The following is a 17,788-nucleotide window of genomic DNA, read 5'->3' on the forward strand; positions in this document are numbered from 1 at the left end:
CCCGCGCCTGGTGGTCACTGAACTGCGGCTCGAGCTCCGCCGCGGTGTAGAGCGGGTCCAGGCGTGGTCGTCGAGTGCGCTCATGCGATCCTCATTGTGGTCAGGTGTAGACGATACGCCAGAGTGTAACCTACGGACGCGTAGGTTCGCCGCGCTGCGCACCCCCGGCCCGTCGTTTATGCTGTGCCGTGACATGCAAACGGGGGATGTTTGGGGGAAACCATGACCACGTATTTCGACGGCACCAGTTTCGATGGCACCAGCGCGCCTGAACCCGCGCCCGAGCTCGACCTCGCGCCGCCCGCGGTGCTCGACCAGTCCAACCTCGTGGACCCGGTCAAGGCGCCGCCGCGGCAGGGCTGGCGCAAGCTCGTCCACACCGCCAGCCGCGGCCGCATCAACCCGGGCGGCTCGAAGCGGGAGCTCGAGGAGCAGCTGCTTCTCGACGCAATCCGGACCCCACTGCGCGGCGACTACCGCATCGCCGTGATGAGCCTCAAGGGCGGGGTGGGCAAGACCACCACCACCGTCGCGCTCGGCGGGGTGTTCGCGCAGACGCGCGGGGACCGCGTCATCGCCATCGACGCGAACCCGGACCTGGGCACGCTCGCCCAGCGCGCCGCGGCCGCCCCGCCGGCGACCATCCGCGACCTGCTTCACGCGCCAGACACGGACCGATACCCACAGGTGCGCGCGTACACGAACCAGGCGTCCTCCCGTCTCGAGGTCATCGGCTCGGAGCGCGACCCGGCGGTATCCGAGGCGTTCTCCGAGAACGACTACCGCCGCGCCCTGGACATCCTGCAGCACCACTACAACGTCATCCTCACCGACTGCGGCACCGGGCTCATGCACTCGGCGATGGCGGGCGTGCTCGACCTCGCCAACACGCTGGTCCTGGTCACCTCGCCCGCGCTCGACGGGGCGCAGTCCGCGGCGGCGACGCTCGACTGGCTCAACCTCCACGGCTACGACCAGCTCGCGGCCAACGCCGTCGTGGTCGTCTCCGCCTCCGCGCCCGGCAAGCCGACCATCGACATGGCGAAGGTCTGCGACCACTTCGCCTCGCGCACCCGGGCCGTGCACACCATCCCGTACGACCGGCACCTCGCCGAGGGCGCGGTCGTGGACATCGATCGCATGTCCCCGGCCACGCGCAAGGCCTACCAGCACCTCGCTGCGACGGTGGCGTCGGACTTCGGGTCCTGGCACCGCCACGCCGCCCGGTAAGCCGGGTAAGCGCCGCCCGGGAGCCGCGCCGGCGTTGCGCGCTACTCTGGCGCGCATGCGCGTCGCCATGATCTCCATGCACACCTCCCCGCTGGAACAGCCGGGCATCGGCGACGCGGGCGGCATGAACGTCTACGTCCACAACACCGCCACCCAGCTCGCGCGCCAGGGCGTGGAGGTGGACGTGTTCACCCGCGCGACGCGCCCGAGCCAGGGCGAGGTTGTCGAGGTCGAGCCCGGCTACCGGGTGGTCAACGTCGTCGCGGGCCCGTACGAGGGCCTGGAGAAGGCGGATCTGCCCACCCAGCTCGCCGCGTTCGCCGGGGGCATCGTCCAGTTCGCCCGCACGAATGCGCGCGCCTACGACCTCATCCACTCCCACTACTGGCTCTCGGGCCAGGTGGGCTGGCTGCTCGCGGACCTCGCCGGCATCCCCCTCGTGCACACCGGCCACACGTGGGCGGCGGTGAAAAACGCCGCGGGCACCGACTCGGCGGAGTCGGAGGCGCGTCGCATCTGCGAGCAGCAGCTCGTGGACAACGCCGACGCCCTCGTCGTGAACACGTCCGAGGAGACCGCGGAGCTCGCGCGGTTCTACGACGTCGACCCGGCGAAGATCTCCGTGGTCAGCCCCGGCGCCGACACGGAGCTGTTCACCCCGGGCACGAACCGGAACACCGAGCTCGCCCGGCGCCACCTGGGCATTCCGCTGCACGCGAAGGTCGTCGCCTTCGTCGGCCGGCTGCAGGATTTCAAGGGCCCGCAGGTGCTGCTCCGGGCGATGGGGGAGGTGGTCCGGCGCGGCCGCGTCGGCGCGCCGGTGCGCGTCATCGTCTGCGGCGGGGCGAGCGGCTCCGACGCATCCGTGGAGCGCTACCGCGCCATCGCGGAGGAGGAGGGCCTGCGCAGGGTGGTCCGGTTCCTCGGCCCCCGCCCGCCGGAGGAGCTCGTGAGCGTGTACCAGGCCGCCGACATCGTCGCCGTGCCCAGCTACAACGAGAGCTTCGGCCTCGTCGCGGTGGAGGCGCAGGCCACCGGCACGCCCGTCGTCGCGGCGCGCGTCGGCGGCCTCCCCCTCGCCGTCGCGGACGGGGAGACCGGGGTGCTCGTTGTCGGCCACGAGACGCCCGCCTGGGCCGACGCGCTCGAGCAGTTGCTTCTCGACGACCAACGGCGCATCGCCATGGGCGAAGCCGCGACCGGCCACGCCGCCCAGTTCAGCTGGGCTGCCTCAGCGACACAGCTCGCCGCGGTGTACGAGGACGTGGCGCGCGCGTTCGTGCCCGGCGGCGCCGGGCGCGACGCGGCCGGCGTCCCGGAACGCTAGCTCAGCAGCTTGTTCACTTCCTGGCCGAGGACGGCCCCGCCCCAGAACGAGATCTGCTCGGCGTGGTGGTCCACCGCCTGCTCCACCTCGGCGCGGTCGAACTGGCCGCGCATCGCCTTGTCCGCCAGGCGCGCGCCGTCGGCCTGCGCGTTGCCCACGGCCTTGCGCAGCTCCTCGCGCGGCACCGGCGGGGTGAAGTCGGGGTTGAGCTCGGTGACGGCCTTGTCCAGGCGGTCCGCCTCCTCGCCGGCGGTGGTGAAGTTCGCGTGCGGCGCGGCGGAGTCGGTGACGGTGAACACCTCGTTGACGTGGCCGTCCGGCACCCCGTACGCGTCCTCGATGATGCGGTCCGCCGGCTGCGTCTTGCCCAGCGGCCCGAGCGTCATCGAGGACACGCCGATGATGGACCCGTCGCGCGGGTCGAAGTTCACGCCGCCGGAATCGCCGTGCTGGTAGCCGAGGTTCCACGAGTAGACGCCGTTGCGGGTGCGCCCGATCTGTGTTGCGCAGCTGCGCCCGGACGTCGCTCCGTCCTTGCAGATCGGCTCGCCGAAGTTGTCCGTCGAGACCTCGCCCGGGGCGAGCGTGCGGTAGTCCTTGATCGTTGTCAGTCGCACCGGTTCGCCGTGCGACCTGCCGTTCCAGTCGCGCGACTGGGAGAGGTTGGTGGCGGTGACGTTGTCGTCGAGACGCACGATGCCCCAGTCCGCGGTGCGGATCGCCTCCATCGGGTCCTGGAGGTACATCGCCTCGGGCTTCATGTAGTTCGACGCGACGCGCTCGCCGAGGCGCACGTACCTCGTGCCCACCGGGGCCATGAACTCGTTCTTGATCGGGGGGTTGCCCGGGACTGTGTTCACGCAGTGGGAGGCGGTGAGCATCACGCGTTGCGACGTCCCATCCGGCATCCGCACCGTCCCATTCGGGCCCTGCGTGCAGATCATCGCGAAGACCTCGGGCGGCACCCTGAGCCTGTCGCCGGTGGAGATGGTGAGCGTCGGCGGGGCCTGCTCCGGCATGTTGCGCATGGGCGCGCCGGGCGCGGCGAGCGCGGGCTCGGCGGCGAGCGCGGGGGCGGCCAGTGACTGGGCGGCGAGGATGGTGGCTGTTGCTGTTGCTACGACTGCTGCGAGGGCTCTGGGGTGGCGCATGAATCGCACTTTATCCTGCGGTGCCGGCGTTCTCGCCCATTTCCGCTTGAGGTCTTATTCTCCGCGAGCCGAAATAAGACCTCAAGGGCGTGGCAGGAGCCCGCCGACCGCCGCGCCGATCTCCTCGGCGTGGTGCTGGGCCGCGGCGGAGGCACGACCAGCGAGGTCCTGCGCCGCCGCGGCCGGGTTCTGCGCACCGGGGATCTGCTGGGCCTCGCCGGCGAAGCGGGCCGCGTCGGCCTGCGCGCTGCCCACGGCCTGGTCGAGGCGCTCGCGCGGGGTCGGCGCGGGGGTTGGCGCGGGGGCCGGTGCGGGGGCAGCCGGCGGGTTCTCCGCCTTGGCCCGGGTGAGCTCCTCGCGCAGCGGGGCGAAGTCTGCGCGCTCGGCCGGCGGGGCGGGGGTGAAGGCGGCGTTGACCTGGCTGTCCGGGATGCCGTAGGCGTCCTCGATGGCCCGGTCCACCTGCTGCGAGTTGCCGAAGGGGCCGTAGCCGATCACGCTCAGGCCGATGGCCTCGCCGGTGCGCGGGTCGTAGTTGATGCCGCCGGAATCGCCCGGCTTGTAGGACAGGCCGACGTGCCAGACGAAGTTCTGGGTGCGGAAGAGCTGCCGGCCGCACGAGCGACCGGTGCGAATGCCGTCCTTGCAGATCGGCTGGCCCGCGTTGTCGAAGCTGATGAGCTCGTCGCCGCGCAGGTCCCGGTAGTCCTTCACGCCGGTGATGGCCACCTCGGGGGAGGGTGCGCTGCCGCGCTCGTCGCGGGAGGTGGACGCCCCGGAGCCGCTCACACCGGGGTCGAGGCGCACGAAGGACCAGTCCGGCTCGTCGATGATGCGGTAGAAGTCGAACAGCTCGCCCTGGATCTCGAAGGGGATGCGCTGCGCGTCCACCGTGCCCAGGCGCGGGTACTCCACGCGGCCGTTCACGCGCACCGGGGTGAAGGTCTCGGGGCGCACCGTCTTGTCGTCCACCTCGAAGCAGTGGGCGGCGGTGAGCATCACCGTCTTCACCTGCCCGTCTGGGGTGCGCACCGTGCCCACGGGCCCCTGGCTGCAGCGCGGGGTGTGGCTGAAGGGCGTGTTGTCGTCGAAACGCATGGCGATGGGCGCGCCCGGCGCCGCGGTGGCCGGGGCGGCGGAGGCGGGGGCGGCGGGCGCCGCTGCGAGGGCGGCGGCCGCGGCGGCGACGAGGGCGGCTGCGCGAGCGGAGAGGCGGGCTGAAGGGCGAGCGGAGAGGCGGGCGGAAGCGCGGGATCGATGCAACATGCCGACGACATTAACGGCATCCGTGGCATGCTTGAAAGCATGGGTAACGGAAAGCTGATTCTCGTCCGACACGGGCAGAGCGAATGGAACAAGTCGAACCAGTTCACGGGCTGGGTGGACGTGGATCTCACCGAGCAGGGCGAGGCCGAGGCCAAGAACGCGGGCCGGCTCATGGCCGACAAGGGCGTCCTGCCGGACATCGTCTTCACCTCGCTGCTGCGCCGCGCGATCCGCACCGCGAACATCGCGCTCGACGCGGCGGACCGCCACTGGATCCCGGTCGTGCGCAACTGGCGCCTCAACGAGCGCCACTACGGCGCCCTCCAGGGCCTGAACAAGGCGGAGATCCGCGAGGAGTACGGCGAAGAGCAGTTCATGCAGTGGCGCCGCTCCTACGACACCCCGCCGCCGGAGATCGACACCGACAACGAGTACGCGCAGACCGACGACCCGCGCTACGCCTTCCTCCCCGAGGTGCCGCGCACCGAGTGCCTCAAGGACGTGGTGGCGCGCTTCCAGCCGTACTACGAAGACGCGATCCTCCCGCAGGTGCTGCAGGGCAAGAACGTCATGATCGCGGCGCACGGCAACTCCCTGCGCGCGCTGGTGAAGTACCTGGACAACATCTCCGACGACGACATCGCGGGCCTGAACATCCCGACCGGCATGCCGCTCGTCTACGAGATCGGCGAGCGCGGCAAGGTGCTCAACCCGGGCGGGACGTACCTCGATCCGGAGGCTGCCGAGGCGGGCGCCGCCGCGGTGGCGAACCAGGGCAAGAAGTAGCTGCCCGTCCGTGACGCCGGTCCTCGCGTTCCTCATTGGCGCCGTCCTGGCCGCGCCCGCTGTGCTCCTCGGCCAGCGGGCGCTGCGCTGGCGTGCGCGCAACCGCGTCGAAGACAGCGGGGAGGACGCGACGGTCAACACCGTGACGCAGGTGATGCACCTGGTCACGCAGGGTTCGCCAACCGGCATCGTCGTGGTCAGCCGCGGCGGAAACGTGCTGCTGTCCAACGCGCGCGCCCACGACATGTCCCTCGTCCACGACGGCACGGTCAACCCGCTCGTGTTCGAGGTGGCCACGGAGGTCTTCGCCGACCAGGAGCAGCACGTGCTCGACCTGGAGCTGCCCCAGCGCACCACCGGCAATAGGATCCGCAACGTACGCGCCATCGTCGCGCCGCTCACGCTCACGGACAACTCGTACGCCATCATCTACGGTTCCGACGAGTCCGAGAACGTGCGCATGGAAAGCGCGCGGCGCGACTTCGTGGCCAACGTCTCCCACGAGCTGAAGACCCCGGTCGGGGGCATCTCGCTGCTCGCCGAGGCGCTGCTGCAGGACCCGACGGACCCGGAGATGGTGGTTTACTTCGGCGAGAAGCTGCACAAAGAGGCCCACCGCATGGGGGAGATGATCACGGACCTCATCTCCCTGTCCAAGCTCCAGGGCGCGGAGGCGCTGCCGGAGATGGCGCCCGTGCGCGTGGACGACATTATCGACGACGCCGTGGCGCGCAACCTGGTCACCGCAGAAAACCGTGGCATCGAGCTCAAGCGCGGCCAGCCGATGGGGCTGCGCGTGATGGGGGACCGGGCGATGCTCACCGTCGCGGTGTCGAACCTCATCTCCAACGCGATCAACTACTCGCCGAACGGCCAGCCCGTGAGCGTGACGCAGAAGGTCGTGCGCGGCAAGGTCGTGCTCATCCGGGTCACCGACCGCGGCATCGGCATCGCGCCCGAAGACCAAAAGCGCGTCTTCGAGCGCTTCTACCGCGTGGACAAGGCCCGCTCGCGCTCGACGGGCGGGACGGGGCTGGGCCTGGCCATCGTGAAGCACGTGGTGGCGAACCATGGCGGTACCATAACGTTGTGGTCCCGGCCGGGCACTGGCTCGACGTTCACCATCGAATTGCCCATCTTCGACCCGGAACACACCGGCAGTACAGAAAGGGAAGAGTGAAGTGACGACCATTCTCATCGTTGAAGACGAGGAATCCCTCTCCGACCCCTTGGCCTACCTGCTGCGCAAGGAGGGGTTTGAGGCTGTCGTCGCGCCGGACGGGCAAACCGCGCTGGACACGTTCGACGAGGGCAACGTCGACCTCGTGCTGCTCGACCTCATGCTGCCGGGCATGAGCGGCACCGAAGTGTGCAAGAAGCTGCGCGCCGAGTCGTCGGTGCCCATCATCATGGTCACCGCGCGCGACAGTGAGATCGATAAGGTCGTCGGCCTCGAGCTCGGCGCGGACGATTACGTGACCAAGCCGTACTCCACCCGCGAGCTCGTCGCCCGCATTCGCGCCGTGCTGCGCCGCGGCCCGGAGACGGAGGACATCGAGGAAGACGACGAGCGCATGCTCGAGGGCGGCCGCGTGAAGATGGACGTCGAGCGGCATACCGTGCTTGTCGACGGCCAGCCGGTGCCCATGCCGCTCAAAGAGTTCGACCTGCTTGAATACCTCATGCGCAACGCCGGGCGCGTGCTCACCCGTGGCCAGCTCATCGACCGGATCTGGGGTGCGGACTACGTCGGCGACACGAAGACCCTCGACGTCCACGTCAAGCGCCTGCGCACGAAGATCGAGGCGGAGCCGTCGCGGCCCACCCAGCTCGTCACCGTGCGCGGGCTCGGCTACAAGTTCGAGGCCTAGCGCCCGCGGGCGGCCCGGGTTGCGGGGTGGGTGGCCCGGAGGTCGTCGTCAAGCTGCATGCGCTTCTCGCAATGCTTGGCGACGACACCGTACGGCTCCTCCCCGATCAGGCCGATGAGCTCGTCTTTCATCGACTGCCAGACGGGGGTGGCGCCGGTGTGGCAGGCGGGGGCGGCGGTGCACCACCAGTCGAAGTCCTCGCCGCCGCCTCCCCACTGCCGGCGGTGGTACTCGCCGATGGTGGTGCGCAGGATCTCTTGCCCGTCGGTGCGCTCCTCCCACGCGTCCTCGCGGGAGAAGGGGACCTGCCAGCAGACTTCCGGTTTTGAGCCGACGATGTCGCGGCCCTCCGCCATCGCCCACTGGTGCAGCGCGCAGCCAGGGCCGGTGGGGTGGCCGGGGCGGTTGGCGAAGATGCAGGCGCCGTCGACGACCTTCGTCTTGATGTGGGGGCCCTCGTCCTCGTCCGGGTCGAGCGCCTCGGTGTCTTCCTCAACCCACTCGAGCCACGGCTCGAGCCACGTCGGGTCGTCGGCGGCGAAGAACGCGTCCGTCTCCGCGGGGCGCAGCTGCCAGAACTGCGGGTCCATCGCCTTGACGGCGGCGAAGACGGTGTCGCGATCCTCCTCGTCGGCGATGTAGGCGCCGTGGATGCAGCAGCCGAGGGCGGGGCGCGTCTCGTCGATGCCCTTGCACTCGGGGGTGCCGAAGCGGCAGGACCAGGTCGATTCCAGCCACGTGAGGTCGATGGAGAAGATGTGGTTCGGGTCCTCCGGGTGGACGAACTCAAACCACTCGCGGGGGAAGTCGGGGCGGATTTCGCGCCCGGCCGTGATGGAGCGGCCGGCGGGGGAATCCGACGGGAAGCCGAGAAAAACGGGTTTCGGGGCTGGTTGATTCACACCTGGACACGGTAGACCCGTTACCCTGGGGTGGTGCGATTAGGTGTTTTAGACGTCGGCAGCAACACGGTGCATATGGTGGCGGTCGACGCGTACAGCGGTGGCCGGCCGACCCCGATGAGCGACTGGAAGCAGCCGCTGCGTCTCGTGGAGCTGCTGGACAAGAAGGGAAACATCGAGGAAAAGGGCATCGACAAGCTTGTCGGCGCCGTGCAGGAGGCCTCGGACCTCGCCAACAACCTCAAGTGCGACGAGCTGCTCGCCTTCGCCACCTCCGCCGTGCGCTCCGCGTCGAACTCCGACGAGGTGCTCAAGCGCGTGGAGAAGAAAACCGGCGTGCGCCTGCAGATCCTCTCGGGCGAGGAGGAGGCGCGTCTAACCTTCCTCGCCGCGCGCCGCTGGCACGGCTGGTCCGCCGGCCGCATCACCAACTTCGACATCGGCGGCGGCTCGCTGGAGATCTCCACCGGCACCGAGGAGATGCCGGACCTCGCGGTCTCCCTCGACCTCGGCGCCGGCCGGCTCACCCACGAGTGGTTCGACACCGACCCGCCGGAGCGCAAGAAGATCAACATGCTGCGCGACTACATCGACGCGGAGCTCGCGGGCCCGGCCGAGCAGTTCAAGGCGCTCGGGGAGGCCGGCCTCGCGGTGGGCACATCGAAGACGTTCCGCTCTCTCGCCCGCCTCACCGGCGCGGCCCCGTCCTCGGCGGGCCCGTACGTCCAGCGCACCCTCACCGCGCCGGGCTTGCGCCAGCTCATCGCGTTCATCTCGCGCATGACGGCGGCGGATCGCGCGGAGCTCGAGGGCATTAATTCGGACCGCTCCCACCAGATCGTCGCCGGCGCGCTCGTGGCGGAAGCCGCGATGCGAGCGCTGAATGTTGATAAATTGGAGATCTGCCCGTGGGCGTTGCGCGAAGGCGTGATCCTCAAACGCATGGATCAGGGATCCCTCGACACCGAGGACAACACAGGGAAAGCCGATAAAGGAGACGACAACTAATGGCCGATAAGCAGCTCACGGTTGCCGAGCTCCTCGCGCGCGCCGAGAAAGAAAACCCGGACGCGGCCCGCCGCCCGCGCCGCCGCCGCAGCCTCGAGGACGGGGGCGTCTCCGTCGCCGAGCTCACCGACTCTTTCAAGAAGGTCGACGCCAAGCCCGCCGAGGTGAAGCACTCGAGCGTGCCTCTCGACGCACCTTCGGACCAGCCCACGCCGAAGCCGGAGCCTGCGCCCGCGCCCAAGTCGGAGCGCACCACCTTCACCAAGATCGAGCGCACCCCGGCCGCGGAACCCGCGGAACCGCCGGCCCCGGCGGCCACGTCCGTGAAGGTCAGCCCCGCGCCGGAGCCGGAGGCCGTCGTCAAGCAGGAGCCCGCGCCGACCCCCGCGGAGGAGGACACGAACGTCTTCCCGGTGGTCAAGGACGAGCCGGTTGTCCAGGAGCGCGTCGAGGACGACGACCCGTTCCTCGAGCGCGTAGACGAGGACGAGCTCGCCCCGGCGCAAAAACTCGAGGTCGAGGAGGCGTCGGTCAACCCGATCCTGCTCGTGCTGCTCGTGTTCTTCGGCGTGCTGCTCGGTGTCCTCGGCTTCCTCGCGTTCAAGTGGGTGTGGGCGAACCTGGCCACCGTCGCCGCCGTGCTGCTGAGCATCGCCGCCGTGGCCGCGGTCGCCGGGCTCGTGCGCGCGCTGCGCACCGGCCGCGACGGCTTGACCATGACACTCGCCGGCCTCGCCGCCGCCGTCATGGCGTTCGGCCCGGCGCTGCTCTAGGGGGTGGCGAAGGTGCAGCGAATCGCGGTTATCGGCGCCGGCAACATCGGCGAGGCGCTTATCGCGGGGCTCATCCGCTCCGGCGTGGAGGGGGAGGCGGTGACGGCGACCAATAGGTCGTCGGAACGCAGCCGCGAACTTGAGGAGCGCTACGGTGTGCGCACGACCTCCGACAACGCCCAGGCGGTGCGCGACGCGGATGTGGCGTTCCTGTGCGTCAAGCCCGCGCAGGTGCTCGACGTGATCGGCGAGCTCGGCGATGCGGTCGCCGGCGGGGAGACGGTGCTCGTGTCCATGGCCGCGGGCGTGTCCATCGCCGCGATGCAGGGCGCGGTCTCGGTCGCGGGCACGCCCGTCGTGCGCGTCATGCCGAACACCCCGATGCTGCAGGGCAAGGGGGTGCTGGCAGTCGCGTACAGCCGCTTTGTCGACGGCGCCCAGCGCGAGGCCGTCGCCGACCTGCTGTCCGCCGTCGGCGAGGTCGTGGACATCACCGAGGACCAGATGGACGCCGCCACCGCGGTCTCCGGCTCCGGCCCGGCCTACTTCTTCCTCGTCGCGGAGGCGCTCACGGACGCGGGCGTCTCGCTCGGCCTCCCGCGGGATCTCGCCGAACGCCTCGCCGTATCGACGGCCGAAGGTGCCGGCGCCATGCTTGCCCACGACGGGCGGACCCCGGCCGAGCTGCGCGCCGGCGTGTCCTCGCCGGCGGGGACGACCGTGCGCGCGATCCGGGAGCTCGAGGAATCCGGGCTGCGCGGCGCGTTCTACCGCGCGACGGAGGCGTGCGCGCGCCGCTCCGCTGAGCTGGGGGAGTAGGGGCGGTTTTGCCCCTGTTACGGGGGAGACTCCCCAGTTTTCACATCCGTTGACACCAATTGCTGTGTGTTAACTGCCTGCACTTTGAAAATTTTCCCCCACATAAGTCGCACTCGGCGCACATTTCACGTTAGGGTGGTTCATGCACGTGCGTGTTCGTCCTGCAGGAGGGGAAGCCTGCAGCGCGTTTGCGTGCCGAGAGGTATGAATAGTGGTTAACGAAGATAAAGGAAAGTTCCTGACGGTTGCCGAGGTCGCCGAGATCATGCGCGTTTCCAAGATGACCGTCTACCGCCTCGTCCACTCGGGCGAGCTGCCCGCGGTGCGGGTGGGCCGTTCGTTTCGCGTGAACGAGTCGGCAGTGAACGAGTACCTGGAGTCCTCCGTCTACGACGTGGGATAACCTCGGGTGCGCCCAACGCTCGCCGCGGTCGGAATTCCGGCCGCGGCGGGCGTTTTCGCGTCTCGGCGCCGCCGGCGTGGTTTTGGTGCTCAAATGGCCTGACTGTATGCTTGGCATGTTCAGGTCGGCCACCACCTGCGGGAGTGTGCACCTTCCGCTGTGCCGCGCAAGCGGTCGCGCCGGCCGCGTACGTACGTACTCTCAACAAGGAAAAGAGGCTATGCCCTATGGGTTCCGTCATTAAGAAGCGCCGCAAGCGTATGTCCAAGAAGAAGCACCGCAAGATGCTCCGCCGCACCCGCGTGCAGCGTCGCAAGCTGGGCAAGTAAGCCTGGGACCACCCGCCGTTCGTAGAGGACGGCGGGTTTTTCGTTGTCTGCTAGCAGGCAGCGTATCGACGCGACCTCCGGCGCCCAACCGCCGCAGCCCTACCGCCGCTTCCGGCGAAGCCACCACCACGCCCCGGCCACGCCCACCGCAACCGGCGCGGCGCCGGCGCGCACGACGCGGCGCACCGAGCGGAAGTCCCGGATCGCCCAGCCCTGCGCTTTCGCGTGACGGCGCAGCTTGCGGTCCGGGTTGATGGCCACCGGCACGCCGACCATCTCGAGCATGGGCAGGTCGTTGATGCTGTCGGAGTAGGCGGTGCACTTGGACAGGTCGAGCTGCTGCAGCGCGGCGAGCGCGGCCACCGCGTGCTGCTTGCCGGGCCCGTGCAGGATGTCGCCGACGAGGCGGCCGGTGAACTTGCCGTCTTCCTCCTCCGCGACGGTGCCCAGCGCGCCGGTGAAGCCGAGCTGCTCCGCGAGCGCCTGGCCGATCTGCACCGGGGTGGCGGAGACGAGCCACACCTGCTGCCCGGCGGCGATGTGCATGGCGGCCAGCTCGACGGTGTCCTGGTAGGACTTGCGCAACATCTGCTGGTCCACGATCTCCTTGCAGGCCGCCTTGAGCTCCGCCACGCTCTTGCCCTTCACCACGGCGAGGGCCTGCTCGCGCCCCTCGGCGATGTCGGCGGCGTTCTCGGAGCCGGACACGCGGTAGCGGATCTGCTTCCACAGCGCGGGCGCGAGCTCGGACAGGGTGATGAAGTGGCGGCGGAACAGCCCCTTGGCCAGCAGGATGAGCGAGGAGCCCTGGATGAGCGTGTTGTCCACGTCGAAGAAGGCGGCTGCCTCCGCGTCCTGGGGGATCTCTGGGTCGGGCAGCGTGATCTTGCCGCGCCCGGCGGTGGCGAAGGCGCCGCCGACGGAGTCCACGCCGAGTGTGAAGTCGTCGAGGTTGATGCCGAAGGTCTCTTCCACCGCGGCGGCTGCGGCGGCGCGGCCGGCGGTGCGCTGGGCGTCGTCGTCAAGCGGGCGAAGCGCAAGATCCTCGAGGAAGCGGCGCAGGTTGCCCTGGGACACGGACCACTGAGCGAGGAATTCGCGCTGTTCAGACATGGCGAGTGGGCCCTTTCTGCCGCCGGTGTTAGCGTGTGCAATCGTACAACGCCCAGCCGGGGCCGAACGTGGAGGAGCGTGCATGAAAACTGTGGAGTTGATGGTGCGGTCCACGTGCGGGTCGTGCGAGCGGGTGGCCGCGCAGATTGCGCCCGTCGTCGCGGAACACGGCGCGCAGCTCGTGCTTCGCGACGTCGACGCCGACCCCGAGCTCGCCGCCGAGTACGGCGACCGCGTGCCGGTTGTCGTCATCGACGGCGAGGAGTTCGCCTGCTGGGAAGTGGACAACGACGACCTCGCTGCGGAACTGTCCGCGTAAGGGGCTATCCTTTAGTTTGATTTTCAAGCGGCAGTGGAGGGTTATTTCGTGAGTGTTCTTGTCGTGGGCATGTCGCACAGGACGGCGCCTGTGGCCCTGCTGGAACGGCTCAGTATGGACCCGGACGTGCAGCACGGCGCGGCATCCGCGCTGGTAGAGCAGCCGTCGCTGTCGGAGGCGATGATCGTTTCCACGTGCAACCGCCTCGAGGTCTACACCGTCACCACCGCCTTCCACACCGGCGTCGAGGACGTGCTGCGGGTGCTCGCGGACGTCTCGGGGGTAGACCCGGCGCAGCTGCGCCGCTACCTCTACGTGCGCTACGCGGACGCCGCCGCGGAGCACCTCTTTACCGTCGCCGCCGGGCTCGACTCGATGGTCGTGGGCGAGCAGCAGATCATCGGCCAGGTGCGCACCGCCTACGTCGACGCGGGTGAGCGCGGCACCGTCGGCCCGAACCTCCACGCGCTCGCGCAGGCGGCGCTGCACACCGGCAAGCGGGTGCACACCGAAACCGGCATCGACGATTCCGGCGCCTCCATGGTCACCGTCGCCCTCGATGAGGCGACGGGGCTCATGCGTATCGACGACCTCCGGGGCAAACGCGCCCTCGTCCTCGGCGCCGGCGCGATGAGCTCGCTCGCCGCCACCGACCTGGGCCGGCGTGGGGTGGACTCGCTCGTCATCGCGAACCGCACCCGCGAGCGGGCCGAGCGTCTGGCCGAGCACGCCCGCGAGGCCGGCGTGGCCGCCGAGGTGGTCGACTTCGCCGACCGCGCCGCGGCGCTGCGCGGGGTGGACCTCGCCGTCTCCGCGACCGCGTCGGACGAGTTCACCATCACCCCGGACGACATCGCCGGGCCCGTCGTGCTCGCGGACCTGTCCCTGCCGCGCGACATCGACGACGCGGTCGCCGAGATCGACGGCGTGGAGCTGGTGAACATCGAGTCCCTCCACGAATCCATGCTCGCCGCCGACACCGAGGACTCCCGCGCCCTGCGCCGCGCCGAAGCAATTATCGCCGAGGAGGTCGAGCTCTTCGGCTCGCAGCAGCGCGTGCGCGAGGTCGCCCCGGCGGTGACGCGCCTGCGCCGCAACGCCGAGGAGATCACCGGCCAAGAGCTCGAGCGGCTGCGCACCAAGCTGCCGGACCTGTCTGAAGAGGACTTCGACCAGGTGGGCAGGGCGGTCCGGAGGGTCGTCGATAAGCTGCTGCACACTCCGACGGTGAAGATCAAGGAGCTCGCCGCGACGGGGGGGAGCGTGAGCGTCGAGGACGCCGTCACGGAGCTGTTCGGGCTCGGGCGGCCCGCGGTGGCGGTGGAGGCGCAGCGGCTGCCGCTGCCCGAGGAACTGCACGGCAAGGAGAAGTAGATGCTGAAAATCGGAACCCGCGGATCCCACCTGGCCACCACGCAGGCCGGGCACGTGCGCGACGCGCTGTCGCGCGCGGGCTACGACGCCGAGCTGCAGGTGGTCACCACCGCCGGGGACCTCTCGCAGGCCCCAGTGGAGCGCATCGGCATCGGCGTGTTCACCTCCGCGCTGCGCGACGCCCTGTTCCGCGGCGAGGTGGACGTGGCGGTGCACTCGTTCAAGGACCTGCCCACGGCGTACGAGCCGCGCGCGTTCCTCGCCGTGCCGGTGCGCGAGGACACGCGCGAGGCGCTCATCGCCCGCGACGGGCTCACGCTCGCCGAGCTCCCCCACGGCGCGCGCGTGGGCACCTCGGCTCCGCGTCGCGTGGCACAGCTGCTCGCGCTGCGTCCCGACCTGGACATCCGCCCGCTGCGCGGCAACATCGAGCGGCGCATGAGCCACGTCGAATCCGGTGAACTCGACGCGATCGTGCTGGCCAACGCCGGTCTCGTGCGCGGCGGCTTCGGCAACCGCGCCACCGAACTGCTCGACCCGCGCGCGTTCATGCCCGCGCCCGCGCAGGGTGCGCTCGCCGTCGAGTGCCGCGTGGACGACGCCGCGATGCGCGAGGCGATCAGCACACTTATCGACGCCTCCGCCACCGCCGAATCCCTCGCCGAACGCACCGTGCTCGCCGAGCTCGAGGCGGGCTGCACCGCGCCGGTCGCCGCGACCGCGACGTTCGTGGGTGGTGCAGGTGCTGGCGCTGGCGCTGGCGCAGGCGCTGGTGGTGGCGCTGGCGCAGGCGCAGGCGCCTCGATCACCCTGCGCGCCGGCGTCTTCGCCCTCGACGGCTCGCGCCAGCTCATCGAGGAGGCCCGCGGCGACGACCCGGAGACGGTCGGGCGCGAGGTGGCCGCTGCGCTGTTGGCGCGCGGCGCCGCCGAGCTGATGAACTAGCGGCCACGCGGTTCGAGGCGCGCTCGGCCGCCCTGGTTCGGCCCTTTCGCCGCGCCATGGGGCCCGCCTGCCGCCCCTCATCGCCAGATCCAGCTGGTAAGACCCAGCTAATCGCCCCTCAGAGCCGAAAAGCTGGGTCTTGGTAGCTGGATTTGGCTCGGCGGCGGCGCGGAGAGGGCCCGCGCGCGGCCCCGGATCCCCCGTGTGTGGCCCCGGAGGCGGCGGACGGCGCTCCCAAAACCGGACGGTGGTTTTGTTCTCGGGCGGAAGCATTTTATGGTGGAGATACCATACGTTCTTTCCCCTCCGTGCAACCGGGTCGGCGCAACAGCAACAGCAACTGCAACAGCAACTGCAGCGCCGCACCACCGACCGCGCGGGGGCGGTTTACTTGTGCCTAGAAGAGAAATTCTCCATGACCCAACCCTCACACGCCCCCCAGCTGGGGAAGGTGATCTTCGTCGGCGCGGGACCGGGCAACCCTGAGTTGCTCACCGTCCGCGCCCGCGAGGTAATGGAATCCAACTCTATCGCCCTGGTGGACCCGGAGGTCTCAGCGGGGGTCCGGAGTGTCGTCGCGTCGGCGCTGCCGGTGCCGAAAGCGAAGATGGAGGCGGCGGACGCCCGCTACGAGCAGATGTGCGCCGAGGCGAAAGAGGCCGGCGCGCGCCGCAAGCCACCCCGCCCGGAGGACCCGACCGCGGCCGAGCTTGAGGAGGTTGGGCTGGGGGGCGACGTGATCGTCGAAAAGCTGAAGACGGCGCTCGATGAGGCCGCCGCCGCGGTAGAGCGCGGCGAGGCCGGCGACGGTGACGTGATCCGCCTGGTGTGCGGCAACCCGCTCACGCGCGACTCGGTGATGGAGGAGCTCTCCGCCGTCGCCGCGGCCGGCCTGGAGTTCCAGGTGGTGCCGGGGATGTCGCTGCCGTCGACGGTGCCCTCGTTCGCCGGCATCGCGCTCGGCTCGACGTACACCGAGACGGACCTGCACAACGGGGACGTGGACTGGGATCAGCTGGCCAACGCGCCGCAGCCGCTCGTGTTCCAGGCGAGCCAGGAGCACCTCGCGGAGATGGCGGCGCAGCTCATGCAGCGCGGGTTCGTCGGCTCGACCGCGGTGACGGTGACCACGAACGGCACGACCCGGCTGCAGCGCACGATCGATGCGACGCTGGAGACCGTGGGCAAGCTGGACACGGAGCTCGACGGCCACCTCGTGGTCACGCTGGGCACGGTGGCGGACGACCGTTCGAAGTACTCCTGGTGGGAAAACCGGCCGCTCTACGGCTGGCGCGTGCTCGTGCCGCGGGCGAAGGAGCAGGCGGGCCCGATGAACGCCCGCCTGTCGCAGCACGGCGCGATCCCGCACTCGGTGCCCACCATCTCGATGGAGCCGCCGCGCAACCCGGCGCAGATGGATCGCGCGATCAAGGGCATCGTCGAGGGCCGCTACCAGTGGATCCTGTTTACCTCCGTCAACGCCGTGGACGCGGTGTGGGGCAAGTTTGAGGAGCTCGGGCTCGACGCGCGCTCGTTCGCCGGCGTGCACCTCGGCGCGGTGGGGCAGAAGACCGCCGACGCAATCAAGGCCCACGGCATGCAGGCGGAGCTCGTGCCGCACCGCACGAAGCAGAACGCGGCCGGGCTCGCGGAGGCGTTCCCGGAGTACGTCGAGGACATCGACCCGGTGTGCCGCGTCCTCCTGCCGCGGGCGGACCTCGGCTCCGACGCGCTGGTGAACGCACTGGTGGAGAAGGGCTGGGAGGTCGACAACGTCGTCGCCTACCGCACCGTCCGCGCCGCCCCGCCGCCGCCGGAGACGCGCGACATGATCAAGACCGGCGGCTTCGACGCCGTGTGCTTCACCTCGCCGTCGACGGTGAAGAACCTCGTCGGCATCGCCGGCAAGCCCCACGCGCGCACCATCATCGCGTGCATCGGCCCCGCCACCGAGGCGGAGGCGAGGGAGCAGGGGTTGCGTGTCGACGTCGTCCCGGACGCAGCCGACATCCCCTCCCTCGTCGACGCGCTGGCGGATCACGTGGCGGGCCTGCGCGCCGCCGGGCAGCTGCCGCCGCCGCGCAAGAAGCGCCGCAAGGCCGCGGCCGCGCCGGGCGACGACGCCCCGGCGGCCAGCTAGGCAGTCGGCTAGGCAGTCAGCTAGGCGGTGTC

18 protein-coding genes are annotated in these 17,788 nt (G+C 70.2%); 14 read left to right on the top strand and 4 right to left on the bottom strand.

What is annotated here, in order from left to right; genetic code table 11:
- Positions 1 to 222 precede the first annotated feature (222 nt).
- Together CJEDD_RS01375 and mshA are read left to right on the top strand one after the other, a co-directional pair.
- Positions 223 to 1,230: a MinD/ParA family ATP-binding protein gene (locus CJEDD_RS01375; RefSeq protein ID WP_081764609.1), complete on the top strand. Its 1,008-nt coding sequence runs from the start codon at positions 223 to 225 to the stop codon at positions 1,228 to 1,230.
- A gap of 55 nt (positions 1,231 to 1,285) precedes the next feature.
- A complete protein-coding gene (gene mshA / locus CJEDD_RS01380; protein WP_042409727.1) occupies positions 1,286 to 2,557 on the top strand; it encodes a D-inositol-3-phosphate glycosyltransferase in 1,272 nt (423 codons plus the stop codon).
- On the opposite strand, the gene CJEDD_RS01385 is transcribed toward mshA, so the two are convergent.
- Together CJEDD_RS01385 and CJEDD_RS01390 are read right to left on the bottom strand one after the other, a co-directional pair.
- Entirely contained in the window at positions 2,554 to 3,708 is a 1,155-nt protein-coding gene (locus CJEDD_RS01385) for a chymotrypsin family serine protease (RefSeq protein WP_052333868.1), read from the bottom strand. The genes mshA and CJEDD_RS01385 overlap by 4 nt on opposite strands.
- 81 nt (positions 3,709 to 3,789) lie before the next feature.
- The gene (locus tag CJEDD_RS01390) at positions 3,790 to 4,974 is read right to left on the bottom strand and encodes a chymotrypsin family serine protease (RefSeq protein WP_273657577.1); all 1,185 of its coding nucleotides are present in this window, start codon (positions 4,972 to 4,974) and stop codon (positions 3,790 to 3,792) included.
- A gap of 39 nt (positions 4,975 to 5,013) precedes the next feature.
- On the opposite strand from CJEDD_RS01390, the gene CJEDD_RS01395 reads away from it, so the two are divergent.
- The 3 genes from CJEDD_RS01395 to CJEDD_RS01405 are packed head-to-tail and all read left to right on the top strand — an operon-like array spanning position 5,014 to position 7,631.
- Positions 5,014 to 5,760: a phosphoglyceromutase gene (locus CJEDD_RS01395; RefSeq protein WP_042405595.1), complete on the top strand. Its 747-nt coding sequence runs from the start codon at positions 5,014 to 5,016 to the stop codon at positions 5,758 to 5,760.
- Positions 5,761 to 5,770: 10 nt separating this feature from the next.
- Positions 5,771 to 6,940 (top strand): sensor histidine kinase, encoded by a 1,170-nt coding sequence (locus tag CJEDD_RS01400; RefSeq protein ID WP_042405536.1) that lies wholly within the window; start codon positions 5,771 to 5,773, stop codon positions 6,938 to 6,940.
- Between the two features lies 1 nt (position 6,941).
- Positions 6,942 to 7,631: a response regulator transcription factor gene (locus CJEDD_RS01405; protein ID WP_042405539.1), complete on the top strand. Its 690-nt coding sequence runs from the start codon at positions 6,942 to 6,944 to the stop codon at positions 7,629 to 7,631.
- Here CJEDD_RS01405 and CJEDD_RS01410 read toward each other — a convergent pair.
- Positions 7,628 to 8,533: a DUF3109 family protein gene (locus CJEDD_RS01410; RefSeq protein WP_042405541.1), complete on the bottom strand. Its 906-nt coding sequence runs from the start codon at positions 8,531 to 8,533 to the stop codon at positions 7,628 to 7,630. The genes CJEDD_RS01405 and CJEDD_RS01410 overlap by 4 nt on opposite strands.
- Before the next feature lie 33 nt (positions 8,534 to 8,566).
- On the opposite strand from CJEDD_RS01410, the gene CJEDD_RS01415 reads away from it, so the two are divergent.
- The 5 genes from CJEDD_RS01415 (at position 8,567) to CJEDD_RS01435 (ending at position 11,865) form a co-directional block, all read left to right on the top strand.
- Positions 8,567 to 9,541 carry a Ppx/GppA family phosphatase gene (locus CJEDD_RS01415; protein WP_042405597.1) on the top strand — a complete coding sequence of 325 codons (975 nt, stop codon included), beginning with the start codon at positions 8,567 to 8,569 and terminating at the stop codon, positions 9,539 to 9,541.
- Positions 9,541 to 10,314 carry a hypothetical protein gene (locus tag CJEDD_RS01420; RefSeq protein WP_042405543.1) on the top strand — a complete coding sequence of 258 codons (774 nt, stop codon included), beginning with the start codon at positions 9,541 to 9,543 and terminating at the stop codon, positions 10,312 to 10,314. Before CJEDD_RS01415 ends, CJEDD_RS01420 begins: the two co-directional genes overlap by 1 nt.
- Before the next feature lie 12 nt (positions 10,315 to 10,326).
- Positions 10,327 to 11,133: a pyrroline-5-carboxylate reductase gene (proC, locus tag CJEDD_RS01425; protein ID WP_042405598.1), complete on the top strand. Its 807-nt coding sequence runs from the start codon at positions 10,327 to 10,329 to the stop codon at positions 11,131 to 11,133.
- Positions 11,134 to 11,344: 211 nt separating this feature from the next.
- Positions 11,345 to 11,536 (top strand): helix-turn-helix domain-containing protein, encoded by a 192-nt coding sequence (locus CJEDD_RS01430; protein WP_042405545.1) that lies wholly within the window; start codon positions 11,345 to 11,347, stop codon positions 11,534 to 11,536.
- A gap of 227 nt (positions 11,537 to 11,763) precedes the next feature.
- On the top strand, positions 11,764 to 11,865 hold the full coding sequence (locus CJEDD_RS01435) for a 30S ribosomal protein bS22 (protein WP_003855542.1): 102 nt from the start codon (positions 11,764 to 11,766) through the stop codon (positions 11,863 to 11,865).
- A 99-nt stretch (positions 11,866 to 11,964) separates the two neighbouring features.
- Here the strand turns inward: CJEDD_RS01435 and CJEDD_RS01440 are convergent, their stop codons facing one another.
- Positions 11,965 to 12,978, bottom strand: a complete 1,014-nt coding sequence (locus CJEDD_RS01440) for an HAD family hydrolase (protein WP_042405548.1) — start codon at positions 12,976 to 12,978, stop codon at positions 11,965 to 11,967.
- 82 nt (positions 12,979 to 13,060) lie between these two features.
- On the opposite strand from CJEDD_RS01440, the gene CJEDD_RS01445 reads away from it, so the two are divergent.
- From CJEDD_RS01445 to CJEDD_RS01460, 4 genes are all read left to right on the top strand, one after another.
- Positions 13,061 to 13,297: a glutaredoxin family protein gene (locus CJEDD_RS01445; RefSeq protein WP_042405551.1), complete on the top strand. Its 237-nt coding sequence runs from the start codon at positions 13,061 to 13,063 to the stop codon at positions 13,295 to 13,297.
- A gap of 69 nt (positions 13,298 to 13,366) precedes the next feature.
- Positions 13,367 to 14,671: a glutamyl-tRNA reductase gene (locus tag CJEDD_RS01450; RefSeq protein WP_042405553.1), complete on the top strand. Its 1,305-nt coding sequence runs from the start codon at positions 13,367 to 13,369 to the stop codon at positions 14,669 to 14,671.
- Positions 14,672 to 15,616 carry a hydroxymethylbilane synthase gene (gene hemC / locus CJEDD_RS01455; protein WP_042405555.1) on the top strand — a complete coding sequence of 315 codons (945 nt, stop codon included), beginning with the start codon at positions 14,672 to 14,674 and terminating at the stop codon, positions 15,614 to 15,616.
- Between the two features lie 415 nt (positions 15,617 to 16,031).
- Positions 16,032 to 17,756, top strand: a complete 1,725-nt coding sequence (locus CJEDD_RS01460) for a bifunctional uroporphyrinogen-III C-methyltransferase/uroporphyrinogen-III synthase (protein ID WP_042405556.1) — start codon at positions 16,032 to 16,034, stop codon at positions 17,754 to 17,756.
- Positions 17,757 to 17,788: the final 32 nt, after the last annotated feature.

The sequence above is a fragment of the Corynebacterium jeddahense genome (assembly GCF_028609865.1).
Classification (GTDB): Bacteria; Actinomycetota; Actinomycetes; order Mycobacteriales; family Mycobacteriaceae; genus Corynebacterium; species Corynebacterium jeddahense.